This is a genomic window from Sporocytophaga myxococcoides (assembly GCF_000775915.1).
Classification (GTDB): domain Bacteria; phylum Bacteroidota; class Bacteroidia; order Cytophagales; family Cytophagaceae; genus Sporocytophaga; species Sporocytophaga myxococcoides_A.
This window is the reverse complement of sequence record NZ_BBLT01000001.1, coordinates 468510-482509: the sequence shown is the minus strand read 5'-3', so window position 1 is coordinate 482509 and position 14000 is coordinate 468510. Positions and strand designations below refer to the sequence as shown.

General features: G+C 34.0%; 8 protein-coding genes. 6 read left to right on the top strand and 2 right to left on the bottom strand.

The features are described 5' to 3' along the window. Positions 1-2: 2 nt before the first annotated feature. Positions 3-2375, bottom strand: a complete 2373-nt coding sequence (locus MYP_RS01935; protein ID WP_045459065.1) for a TonB-dependent receptor — start codon at positions 2373-2375, stop codon at positions 3-5. A gap of 3556 nt (positions 2376-5931) precedes the next feature. Here MYP_RS01935 and fabD point away from each other — a divergent pair. Genes fabD through MYP_RS01900 form a run of 6 tightly spaced genes read left to right on the top strand, consistent with a single transcriptional unit; the run spans position 5932 to position 12994 of the window. Then, on the top strand, positions 5932-8220 hold the full coding sequence (gene fabD, locus MYP_RS01925) for an ACP S-malonyltransferase (protein WP_045457695.1): 2289 nt from the start codon (positions 5932-5934) through the stop codon (positions 8218-8220). 41 nt (positions 8221-8261) lie between these two features. Further along, positions 8262-8951, top strand: coding sequence for an ABC transporter ATP-binding protein (locus tag MYP_RS01920; RefSeq protein ID WP_045457692.1), 690 nt, complete (start codon positions 8262-8264; stop codon positions 8949-8951). Further along, positions 8948-10237 carry an FtsX-like permease family protein gene (locus MYP_RS01915; protein WP_045457689.1) on the top strand — a complete coding sequence of 430 codons (1290 nt, stop codon included), beginning with the start codon at positions 8948-8950 and terminating at the stop codon, positions 10235-10237. The genes MYP_RS01920 and MYP_RS01915 overlap by 4 nt, the downstream gene beginning before the upstream one ends. A 14-nt stretch (positions 10238-10251) precedes the next feature. Continuing rightward, entirely contained in the window at positions 10252-11028 is a 777-nt protein-coding gene (locus MYP_RS01910) for an outer membrane lipoprotein-sorting protein (protein WP_045457686.1), read from the top strand. Continuing rightward, complete coding sequence (locus tag MYP_RS01905; protein WP_156140249.1) at positions 11021-12256, top strand: hypothetical protein; 1236 nt, start codon at positions 11021-11023, stop codon at positions 12254-12256. Before MYP_RS01910 ends, MYP_RS01905 begins: the two co-directional genes overlap by 8 nt. Positions 12257-12307: 51 nt before the next feature. Beyond that, the gene (locus tag MYP_RS01900; RefSeq protein ID WP_045457680.1) at positions 12308-12994 is read left to right on the top strand and encodes an MBL fold metallo-hydrolase; all 687 of its coding nucleotides are present in this window, start codon (positions 12308-12310) and stop codon (positions 12992-12994) included. 9 nt (positions 12995-13003) lie between these two features. Here the strand turns inward: MYP_RS01900 and MYP_RS01895 are convergent, their stop codons facing one another. Continuing rightward, the gene (locus tag MYP_RS01895) at positions 13004-13960 is read right to left on the bottom strand and encodes a DUF6208 family protein (RefSeq protein ID WP_045457676.1); all 957 of its coding nucleotides are present in this window, start codon (positions 13958-13960) and stop codon (positions 13004-13006) included. Positions 13961-14000: the final 40 nt, after the last annotated feature.

Below are 14000 nucleotides of genomic sequence, written 5' to 3'. Positions count from 1 at the left end.
TTTTAAAATTTGAAGTTATATGTAATTGCAGGAACAAAAGATCCGAAAATAGAGAAACGTACAGCTTCGCTTATCTGACGATTATCCTCGTTTTGTCGCGGCATAATAGCAAATGCATTGCGTCGGGAATAAAGGTTATATACCGTAAATACCAGATCCCAATTGTAATTACCGAAGATTTTAGACTTACGAATTTTTTCTTTGCTCTTAAGAGTTGCTGCCACATCAAGACGGTGATAATCCGGCAATCTGTAGTTGTTTCTTGGTCCTCCCGGATTAAAAGGAACCGTAACTCCCTGCACTACCATCTTGTCTGTTGCGAATGTAAACGGAGTACCTGATGCATATACAAATGTACCGCTAAGGCTCACTCGTTTGGAAAGTTCATATATACCGACAACACTCAGATTATGCCTTCTATCGTACCTGTTCGGATACCAGTTATTCTTATTAATCCCGTTCACTCTTCTTTCAGATTTGGAAAGCGTATAGCTGATCCAGCCATTAAAACGTCCTTCTTTCTTTTTAACGAATAATTCAAGTCCATAAGCTCTGGCTGTACCGGGAATGACTTCACCCTCAAGATTTGGATTAAAGAACAGATTAGCCCCATCTATATAATCCAGTTGGTTCAACATGTCTTTATAAAAAATCTCGGCTGAAGTTTCAATATTTTGCTTTTTACCTATATTTCTGAAATACCCTAAAGAGTACTGATCAGATAACTGAGGTTTAATATTGTTTGTACTTGGAAGATATACGTCCAGAGGAACAGAAGCCGTAGTATTTGAAATTAGGTGTATATACTGTGCCATTCTGTTGTAGCTGGCTTTAACAGATGAATTTTCTGACAGGGAATAATTTACTGCTATCCTTGGCTCCGGCTGCGTATATGCTTTAATGGTTTTTCCGCCGCCAAATTGTTCCATGTTTACAGGGTTTCTGACATAATTCCCTGCTGTCGAATCATAATAGTAGGCAGTACCAGAACCCAGATAATTAAAGAAAGAGTATCTCAAACCATATTGAAGCGTTATTCTTGATGTCAGTTTCTGTTCATTGGCAATATAAAGAGCATTTTCCGTTGCATATTTGTCCGGAAGACTGATATCTCTTCTGTTACCACCTGAATAAAAAATTCCTGAGCTTGGAACAAAAGTATAATATATGGCCTGACCACCGAAGGTAACTGTATTGTTGCTGTTCAAATAAAATGTAAACTCAGGCTTAACACTGTAGTTTAAAATTTTAGCCGTCCACTTAAAGGAATCTTCCGTCATATTTTCCCCGAATTCCAGACGATAATTATAGTTGCTGTAATATCCTATCAGATTCATAAGTAATTTGTCACTGAAAAGATGGTTCCAGCGCAGCGAAGCTGTAGAATTCCCCCATCCGAAATAAGCTCCCGGAACTGAAAATACATCTCTTCCCATGTATCCTGACAGATATAGGCGGTTTCTGTTATTTATAGTGTAATTGGCTTTAAGAGTCAGGTCATAAAAATAAAGCTGGGCATCCTTGAAGGCTTTGGTAAGGAAAGGCCTGGCCAGCACGTCGGCGTAAGATCTTCTTCCTGCTATAATAAACGATGCTTTATTTTTTTTAATTGGTCCACCAACTGTGAGACGACTGAAGATCGTACTAATTCCTCCCTGAACTCCAATCTTTTCTGGATTTCCTTCTTTCATTTTCACATCAAGTACGGAAGACAAACGGCCTCCATATTGAGCCGGTATGGCTGCTTTGGATAGTTTGATATCCTTTACCATATCAGGATTGAACACAGAGAAAAATCCGAACATGTGAGAGGAATTGTATATCGGAGCGTCATCAAGCAATATAAGGTTTTGGTCTACAGCTCCTCCTCTGACGTTAAAACCGGAAGCACCTTCTCCAACGGTTGATACTCCAGGTAACAGCTGAATACTTCTTATGACATCTACCTCTCCAAGCAAAGGCGGGATAGCATTTATTTGTTTCATGTCCAGCTTTTGAGTTCCCATCTCCAGGTTCTTCACCTGAGCATCCGGACGCTCTCCTGTTACAACAACCTCTTTCAACATCTGTTCCTTCATGTTGAAGGACATTTTGGTATCCTCTTTCACAACAATAGTTTGGGAAACAGTGCCATAACCAACGAAATTGATTTCAACCGTATATTTTCCCGGAGGGACTTTTAAAGAAAAATCTCCCTTGATATCTGTAGCAGTACCGGCCTTGATTTCCTTAACTGTTACTACGGCCCCTATCATTGCCTCTCCGTTGGCCGAATCTTTGACTGAGCCACTAAGCGTATATGTTTCTTGTCCATAACTTAAATTCAGGGAAACAAAAAACAAAATAACAACACTGAAAATTAATCTTTTTACCATAAATAAACTTACAACATAGCTAAACGGAAACATCAAACAGCTTTTTCAACTGAAAAAGAAATGTAACTTTTACAAATATACTTTAAAACTTTACAAACGACCTTGCAGTAATATTAAACTATTGTTAAACACCCTCTGCGCGGGCAATACCGAAGCCCTGTTAAAAAAAGCTGAACTTTTACAATGCAATATTAAAAACATTTGCAATTAATTGCTTGCTTAAAAGTGGAATTAATTTTGAGTTAATTATTCTATGCTTTATAGAGCTCTTTTCTTTAAGAAACACAGGTGTAATAAAAAAAATAATTCCCCTTCTGTATCTTTTGATACCAACAAAAAAAACAAATTAAGCTTTAGTATATACTGAATACCAATTCAATGGACTATCCTAATTACAGGCCAAGTTTATATGAACCGTTTGTAAGAAGACGATTACTCAAGAAACGACTATTAAAGGTAAAATTTATAATTATCAGATTATTAGATTAGTTAAGATATAATAATGCTAATAATGAGAGAAAGAGAACTTCTCGAAAAGGTATTTTAACTGCATAATTGCCCAAAAAATAGCGAGACGATATATATGATCCCTTCTTTTTATCCTGAAATATTACCCTTGAAACCTATCCAACATTGCCTTGTGATTGAGTAGCAACTTCATTAACAGCTAGAATCATGATTTATAAAGCCAATTTAAGGTCACCTCTTTTATCGGCAGTCCAGGCTGAATTAATAAGTGCTAAATAATCTAATGAAGTTGAAGAATAATAATCGGAAAAATAAATGTTCTTGATCTGCTGGGCATAGCAGAAAATGATTGTGCTTAAAAAAAGAAAAGATGAAAATATTTCCATCATGAGACTAAAGTGAATTCAAAAAAATATAACAAAAATCCTATCCTCAAATTCCTAAATTTATGATCCTCAAATACAATTTCTAATCACCTGTAAAGTAAAAAAAAAATAAAGCTTAGTCTTGGTGAAAATAAAAATATTCAAAAAAAATTCTAAAAAACTCCATTACTATTAAAACTCCGATCTTCTTAAGAAATTGTAAAATGGAAAAAACTAAAAATAACACTGTTTCAACTGACAGTACCCCAATAAACAACAATATACAGAAAGTGAAATAAAAGTTAAATCTATTGAGAACTTCCCAAAGCAACTTTAAGAACAAATATAAATTCTGAAAATCAAATTAATTCAACTAAAAATAAGTCTGACAATGCCAGGAAATCATTAAAAGAACATACTTTGAAAAGAAATTACTGCCCGGTTATTAGTCCATACAAATAAATTTAATAATGTACCTGCTTTAAAATTACCTAAGTTTGAATTTCTGGTAATCTCATTGACTGGAATCTCCCACTTCCGGATCTGACTGGTCTCCCCCAATTAAGGAAACTAGAATGTTTCAGAAATAAAATCAAACAATTGCCAGATCTTTCAGGATTGGATAACCTAAAGATACTTGACACAAGTATTAACTTTATTAAGAACTTCCCACCTTGCCCAAAGGAATTCAAACTGTATATCTTGATAGTAACCTTATTTCAGAAATACCCTCATTAACTTCTTACCTATTTCTTAACAAAGTAAGATTATATAAGAACTACTTAACCTTTCAGGATTTAATGCGGGACAAACATCCAGGATTATAATGTAATTAAAGCAAATCTTTCGTACAAGGGCATTTATTATGTCAAAATAACTCACCCTGTGTTTCCTGATCTTACATTAAAGACTGATGCTTTTAATATTGATATTATATTTTGTGTCAATATGACCGTTAGATATATAATAACAGGAAGCTTATATATGAAGCAAGGAGCAGTAAAAATCAGTTTATCTGATCAGCCTGACAGCAATTATAAATTTGGAGTGCAGAAACGTATTAAGCATTCTTCAATATAGGTCAATTCGCAAATTTAGAAGATCCGGAATATAAACTTACGATATCTGCAACATATGGCTGTTCCTACTCAAGAACCAAATTCCATTGAAATTCACCGATAAGAATGTAAGCAGTTAGTTCTTACTCCCAATGGTGACGGAGTAAATGACAATTATTATTTTACTCGATCTGTTAATGCTATAGTTGTTGATAAATTCGGCAATACTATTTGCAATCTTACATTGCCTAAACTGTTGGACGGTTATGCAAACGATCGCAGAGTACCTGCAGCCTACTATCTGATCAATATCAATAAAGGAGAAGAGGTATTAAAAATGTCTGTGATATATTAATCTTTCAAGTATCGTACTATCTATAAATTATATAATAGTAAGTTTTAATATTACTTTTCTTTCTCTAATCCTTTATTTAATTATACGCAAGAAAAAAAAATTGGCATTGCCTTAGTTCCAAACAATCTTATACAATTCCTGACAGGAATATAAGAGGATATGAATCGGAATATTCCTGATGAAGAAGATCATTACATAAAACAGAGATTATCAACGAGCCAACTAAATCATGATCCCCATATATGTGGTATATAATTTATAGTTCACCAAATGATATAGAAGGATAAAAAAGATATCGCTATCATAAAACGCCAATGTCATTTCTTGACTGGCATAAAAGTCCTTTTGAATTGTATTAGCAAATGAAATCGAAGAAATAATTCAATAAGAATAAAATGCTAATAACAATCTTTGCGAACTAATCTGAATAAAGAATTTTAATATATCAGGAAAACCGTTTATACATTTTTCTTTTAATCTAAATTACTTTTAGATATCACCTTTTTTCACTCCTCTAATCTACAAATAACATCGATGAAACTTCAAAGTTTAATAAGCGAAATGTCATTGATTTTCATTTTATGATTTAAAAAACAATATGATTCAATTTATGATCGTATAATCTTCCTATATGGCAATCAACAAATTTTCGATATTTCTCCATTCCCTGCTACCCGCTCCTTTTTGAAGCTTTTATAAAACATCATCTTTACAATAAACACAAATTCAAAACATCCTTCCTACGTTAGCTAATGCTCCCAAACCCGCCAGATTATATAACCATTGATGATAATTGAAAAGATTTAATTAAACTTATATCCATATTGTTATTTTTTAAAGAACAAGAAAAATAATAAGTAAGAATGCTATACTATATGCACATCCACTTCATGACAACTACTCATAATATTAAAAATACTACAACAAATAATTTTAAATAAATTCTACAAAAATCCCAATCAAGTAGACTAACCGATATGTCTTGACTCTAAATTCTTCAATTACCGTATGCGTAATTCATAAAACATTAAAGTGTATAAGCTTCATAAAAAAAAATAACATCATTTAACATCCCTTAATCATTATAAATAATGAGAACGCAGCATACCGATAAATTCATGATTAATTCAGTTAAAAAATTATTAAGAAATTAACTTTAGTATATTTTTCTTTTATTTTTTTTGAAACTATCAAAAATAAGTCCGATAATTGTTCGGCAGTCCCTCACTAGTTATATGGATTTTTTTTTAAGAGCATAGAAGGGACTTCATCATATCATTTAACACAGCTATTCTTTTATCAAGGTAAATATGTTAACCGACAATGAAAAGAAAACCTGTCTTGTATTTCCGGGACAAGGGTCACAATTCAAGGGTATGGGCAAGGAGCTTTTTCAAAAGTATCCTGAACTGGTAGAGCTCTCAGACTCTATATTAAATTATTCCATAGCAGATCTCTGCCTGAACGACTCTGGCGGTAATTTATCCTATACAAAATATACACAACCTGCCTTGTATGTTGTAAACACGATGTATTACCTTGATTATATAAAATCAGGTGCAAACGAAACAAATTATCTTTTAGGTCACAGTCTTGGAGAGTACAATGCCCTTGTGGCTGCCGGCGTGATGGATTTTAAAACAGGACTTGAAATAGTTAAAAGACGCGCTGAACTTTTTGCAGAAATTAAAGATGGTGGTATGATGGCCGTAATGGGAGGCAATCAAAACCATCTTGAAGAAATTATTAAAACAAGATTTCCTCAATTAGATTTCGCCAATTACAATTCTGATGAGCAAACTATACTATCGGGGAACCAGGATCAGCTAAGGCAAGCCGAACCTTTCCTTACTGCAGCAGGAATGAAAACAATATTATTGAATGTGAGCGGAGCCTTTCATTCAAGATATATGGAGCCTGCAAGAGAAAAATTTAAATCATTTGTTTTAAATTATTCTTTTAATGATCCCGTAATACCAGTCTATTCAAACTACAATTGCATAGCATATACAAAACAAAATACCGCTGATCTTCTCACGAAACAAATTTCTAATCCGGTTTCCTGGAAACAACAAGTAAAAATGGTTCTTAATAAGGGCACTGAACAATTTAAAGAAGTGGGGCCAGGTGTTGTATTGACACGACTCATACAAAAAATCAAAGAGACTAATTATCCGGTAACTAACACACCTAAAAGTACTCCCTCTACCCAATTTAAAATAGGATCTGAAAGTTTCAGAAACAGGTATAAAATACAAGAAGCCTATGTCGCAGGTGCCATGTACAGAGGGATATCATCTTCAAAGATGGTAATAAAAATGGCTAATTCAGATCTGTTAAGTTTTCTTGGCTGCGGAGGGATGAGTTTAGAACAAATTAAAAGTTCCATAGAAGATATTCAAAGCAATATATCTCCTCAAAAGCCTTTTGGAATAAATTTTCTGCACAACCCAATCAATCCACAGTGGGAATTAGATCTTTCAAAATTATGCATCAGCAAAAACATAAAAGTTATTGAAGCTTCCGCATTTGCAACAGCTTCAACTGCTCTGGTATATTACAGACTGAAAGGTGCAAAATTTGAAAATGGTAAGGCTTTCGCTAACCACTATATTATAGCTAAAATTTCAAGACCAGAAGTAGCTGAAGTATTTTTGAGTCCTCCTCCAGAAAACATCATCAACGAATTATTGACGAAAGGTTATCTTACCAGTGAAGAAGCAGAAGCTGGAAAATATATTTCATTAGCTTCCGACATAACTACTGAAGCTGACTCCGGAGGCCACACTGATCAAGGCGTTGCATTTACATTAATTCCGGTAATATCACTTCTCAGAAACAGATTCATACAAAAATTCGGTTATAACCAAAAAATACATATAGGCGCTGCCGGAGGCATTGGAACACCTCAGGCGATAGTTGCATCAATTATGCTCGGAGCAGACTATGTCCTGACTGGCTCAATCAACCAATGCACCGTAGAGGCTGGAACCAGCGATATAGTCAAAGATATGATCTCAAAGATGAACATTCAGGATACTGACTATGCTCCTGCCGGAGACATGTTTGAGATTGGGGCTCAGGTTCAGGTATTGAAAAAAGGAGTTCTGTTTCCTGTGCGAGGGAAAAAATTATACGAACTTTACAAACAATACAATTCGTTAGAAGAGCTACCTAAGGAAACTTCTAAAATGATTCAGGAGAAATATTTTGGAAAATCTTTTGAAAAAGTATGGAAAGAGGTAGAAAACTATTTTAAATCTGCCAGACCAGAGACACTCGCAAAAATGCAATCCAACCCCAAATTAAAAATGGCCAATATTTTTAAATATTATTTTGTCCTGTCGACTCAACACGCACTTAACGGAGACTTATCGCATAAAGTCGATTTCCAAATCCAGTGTGGCCCGGCACTTGGAGCATTCAACCAATATGTGAATGGAACACGCCTTGAAGACTGGAGAAATCGTCATGTAGATGAAATTGGATTGAAATTAATAAGAGATGCCAGCGAGATTTACCGGAAAGCATTCTCCAATCAGCAAACAGAAGAAATAACTAGTAAAATAAATCTTGAATATACACACTCTTTAGCTTGAAGAGAACATAGAAAATAAACGCAAACAACCTTCCTAATGAAATGAGCATATCTATAGCAGAACTAAGAGGCGTCACTAAAAAATATAAAGTAGGAGAAACGGAAATCCAGGCGCTCAACAATGTATATTTTAATGTTACAAAGGGCGATTTCATTGTCGTTGCAGGCCCTTCCGGAAGTGGAAAATCAACATTTCTTAATATACTGGGTAGTATTGACAAACCGACCTCCGGAAACATCCTTTTCAATGGCTTAGACATCACTCATGTAAACCTGGAAGCATTGCATCAACTGAGACTAAACAAAATTGGATTTGTATTTCAATCATTCAATCTGGTCCCGGTTCTTACTGCTTATGAAAACGTAGAACTCCCCTTGCTCTTTAAAAATATAAGTAAAAAAGAAATTAAAGAGCGTGTTACGACTGTATTGGAAAAAGTAGGCCTTCAGGACAGAATGGATCATTTGCCTGCAAGGTTATCGGGAGGACAGAAACAACGTGTTGCAATAGCCAGAGCACTGGTGGGAAATCCGGAACTTATCATTGCAGATGAACCAACTGCCAACCTCGATAGAAAAACAGCTATATCAATTATGGAACTCATCACAAAGCTGAATGAAGATGACAAGGTAACAATCATTGTAGCATCCCATGATCCATATGTTATAGAAAAAGCAAAAGCAAAAATAGTAATTCAGGATGGTAAAATTTTTAAAGAAGAACTGGTATGATACAACATTTTTCCAAAATACTACATTTGGCATATAGGAATTTATTCAGAAATAAAAGAAGAACTTTATTTGCCATATTCATCGCAGCATCTGGATATGCAGCCATGGCCATAGCATTAGGCTATTACGGATTCTCTATCTATGGCTTACAGGAAATGACAATCCGCAATGGTTTCGGGGGGGCTGGAGGCACAGGACATCTTCAGATAAAAGATAGCAGAAGTTTAGAAAGTCAGGAAAAATATACATTGGAATTCGGGCTGGCTGATTATCAGAAAATGGTTAAAACTATCAAAAACCAACCAGAAGTAGATTATGTATTACCAAGAATAGAGTTTGGAGGACTTGTCACAACAGGTGATAAATCTTTTCCATTCATAGGATACGGTGTAGAGTCCATGCATGAAGCAGCATTAAGAGGCGGACTTTCAGACATTAATCCGAATCTCAAACTAGGTGAAGAAATCAAACCACTTGACAAAAACAAATTCGGGATAATTCTTGGTAAAAAACTTGCAAACGCACTTGGTGTAAAAATCGGAGATCCATTAATGCTATATGGAGCAACTGTGCAGGGTGCAGTAAATGCAATTGATGTAGAACTTGTCGGAGTAATGTCTACAGGGCTTAATGAAACAGACAAATACTATTTGCTCACACATATAGACCTGGTACAAAAACTTGTAAATACAGATAAAATAAGTCTAATATCTGTGATGTTTAAAAACAGAGATTCCCTTGATTACAAAGTAAGTACAATTCAAAGTATCCTGGCCTCTACAAAAGGACCGGATAACAATAAAACTATCGGAGTGATAACCTGGGAAACACTAGCAGAATACTATACAGCAGCAAAAGATTTATTTAACATGATCTTTAGCTTTATGGGTATCATTATTCTAACCATAGTCATACTCAGCTGCTGGAACATTATGAACATGACAACAATGGAAAGAATTCGTGAAATAGGTACATTAAGAGCAATAGGTTTAAAAAATACGAATATTACTTTCATCTTTTTACTTGAAGCATTTCTGATAAGCATAATAGGCCTTTTAATAGGAATAATAGCACAAGTAATATTATCCAACATCATTAATGCCTTAAATATTGAAATGCCACCTGTACCAGGAATGAACCAGTGCTATGCACTACAGGTATATACTTTATCACCTTACCACCTCTTCATAGCGATTGCAGTGGTCTTGGCTATTACACTATCAAGTCTCTCTGCATTCTTTATTATTAGAAAATTAACCATAGTAGAATCATTAGAACACGCTTAAGATTTAGCTCTTTTATGAAAACTAAACTTCAGGGTTTGCTTGCATTTTTTGCATTAGCCCTTTTCACATCTTCAACAATACTCATTTCAGAAAAAAACCCGGAACAAATCCTGAAAGAGGCTGAAAACAAAAGATCACCATGGACACAAATGTCTATGACAGCAGAGTTAAACACTAATGCAAAATCTGGCACAACCAAAAGTATTTATAAAGTCTATTTTAAAGACGAAACAAATACTCTAGTCGCATTTCTGGAGCCTCAGTTTGAAAAGGGGAATTTACTTCTAATGGTAGATGCAGATTTATGGTACTATGTAAGAGAAACCAAAAAGCCTACTCGTATAACACCCGTGCAAAGATTATCCGGTTCGGTTTCCTATGGTGATCTTGCCAGACTTGGCTGGTCTAAAGATTATATAATAGTTTCAAGTGAAGAAACTGAATTAAAAACCGAAAATGGCACATCGGAAACTTACCTCCTTAATCTTGCAGCCAAATCACAAGGAGCCACCTATCAAAAAATAAAATTATGGGTAGATAAAAAGACTTCAAAGCCGTTAAAATCAGAAGTATTTTTATTATCCGGGAAGATGTATAAAACAATGACATTTACAAAGTATGAAATCATCAATAATAAAGAAGTCAATTCACAAATAGAATTTATAGATCACTTTAATGCTAATCAAAAATCCATATTGAACTTTTCAAAAATTGCACAAGAGAAAACAATTCCAAACAGATTTTTTATAAAAACTTCCTTAGCCGAAGTATCAGATGAGGTTAGTGAGTAAAATAATACCATATAATGTATACTTGATTGTTGCATTTATACTTTTGAACGGACTATCTGTTCAGGCACAAACGTCCAAATACATAAGTGAAGTAGAATACAATACTATCAATAAAAAATGGCTGAATCCTCAAAACATTCAGCTATTACCATATATTAATGTCAACAATATATTTCTGTATAACAAGTCATTTAAAATCTATAAAGGCTCACTTAATGGCAATCTTAGATTTTCTTTGCTCAATCAGCTGAGCAGAGATGAAATAAACAAATACGATGTTAATGATTATAAAATACGTTTCAATCCAAACGAACTATATTATCAGAAATCATTTAACAATTTCACATTGGGAATAGGAAGGAAAAGAATTAAATGGGGAGTTGGATATGTTGCAAGTCCAACAGATATCGTATCAAATCCACCTTCCCCAACAGATCCCTCAGATCGTTTATTTCAGATAAAAGGAAGCGATTTATTTCAGGCATCCTACATAGGATCCAAGTCACAATACGATATATACTTAATGCCTAAAACAAACGTAAATGATTTATATTTCAATAATCACTCAGCAGCATTCAGATACTTTACAAATGTCCATTCATTTGATATAAGTCTTGTAGGAAGAATAGATTTAGACGGTAAATACCAGGCAGGTTTCAACCAGACAGCAGCAATTGGAGAAAAACTCGAACTTCACTCAGATGCTATTCTGAGTTCAAAGAGCAATGTATTATACCCCTCTGATTTTAATACTAAAAAAGGATTATACTATCGCATCCTTGCTGGCGCCAACTGGTCACCCAATCAAAATTACAACGTAGTACTGGAATATTTTCATATCAGCGAAGGTTATTCTGGCAATGAATGGATTCTGCTTCAGAACACCATTCAATCTCTTGAAGCTATGAGGGCCGTTGAAAACCTTGCTCCTACTGCAACTTCAACAATGAAAAAAATATATACCTCAAATGTATTTCCTCTTAGAAGAGACTTTATGTTCGCAAGATTACTGAGAAACAATCTATTCAAAAATACAGAACTGGAATGGATTACCTTTGCCTGTATCAATGATCTTGGAAGCCTTAACAGATTAGGTATTTATTACAAATTCCAATCGAGATTCAACCTGTACTTTCAATATCAGTTCCTACTAAATACAGATAAGTCCAGCTTTAATCTTTATGGATTTGACAATACCTGGAGACTTGGAATTAAAATAAGTTTTTAATTAAATAGAACAACTTTTTTCATCAGGCAGAATTACCTATTAATATTATCAATGATACATCAGGATGAAAACATTATTATCCTTGGAATTCGTACCACCAAAGGATCATTCATAAATTTCTGTTATATCATTTATGACAAATCATCCAGAGAAGGAATATTAGTCGACCCAAGTTGGGAACCAGAAAAAATAAATAACGCGCTTTATGAACATGAAGTCATTGTAAGACATATTCTACTCACTCATCATCACTTTGATCACATTAACCTTTCCGATTATTATACATACACAACAAGTGCTCGAGTTTGGATCTCAGAAAAAGAATATGAATTTTACAAACCAAATCTTAATAATATTCTACTTTTTAACAATAATGAGGAAATTCAATTTGGAAGCTGCACGTGTGTAACTATTGTAACACCAGGACATACTGCAGGAAGCTCCTGCTTCAAGATAAACAATCATCTGTTTTGCGGAGACACTCTATTTCCGGAAGGATGCGGAATTTGTACAAGTCTTGGAGGAAACCCGAATGAAATGTTTAAATCCATTCAGCTTTTAAAAAAGAATCTGAATAAATCAGTAAAGATATTCCCAGGACATTCCTATGGAATTGCCCCAGGATTAGAATTAGAATCTATTTTAAAAACAAATATCTATATGCAGATTGATGATGAAGAAACATTTATAAAATTCAGGATGCGAACGAATCAAAAAAACTTTATGGAATTTCTTTAAGTCAAGTCACTATTTCTGAACAGCAACTTTCTTCACATTACCAGCATTCATATCAGGTATTCCTTCAACCACATTAACTTTAACACATTTCTTAAGCATCTCTGATGTTAATCCTTTCACTAAGGGTATAATTCTTATAAGATAAGTACCATTAGCAGGAAGTAATGCAGACTTATAAAGATCAATACCGTAAACAGGTATTTTTTCAGAATAAACCGGAAAACTACTTTCATTGTAACAGGTAATAAAAATCAAAAAGCTTCCAGCTCTATCTAATATATCAACATAAACAATGCTATTCCTGTTATAATATCCAAACAAAAATGTAGTCTCCGGATTGCCTACAGGTAGATATTCAAACTCTAAATTTCTATTAATTGACCTCTTCCCATATCTGAAAGCATAATGAAGATAATAATGAACAAAACTATAAAATTTGCTTTCCTTAGTCATAATGGTATCGGGATACACTGGAGTCTTATTCAATAATAATCTTTTTTCGATAACCACTTTTCCATTATCTATAATCAACTCTGGAAGCTCGACAGGATATTTTAACTCATAACAGCGAAGCACAACTGAATATGATCCACGTTCGACATTCACCTTATGACAAAGAGTTGAATCATCAAGACAAGAAATCACTTTACTGGTAACATTTGCAGGGAGCTTATATAAAATAAAAGTCCAACTTGAACACAGCATATTGACTTCTGAGAAATCAATAGTTATACTTTCATTGATTGTAACAGGACCTGCTGAAGCTATGAAAGCATGAGTATTCCAGCGAGGCGCATTTAACATAGCATATGGAATCCCCAGTGGATGTTGCAATCTTTCAATATACAATTTCCATATTTTAGATTCCTTTTTCAGTAACAATGTTTGAAACAACATTCTGAAGTAAGCTTTAAGAAGCCTGTTGAATATATATGAAGCTTTATACTTAAAATAATTAATGGACATATTGATTATAAATTTTATAAATAAATAATTATTAAAATTA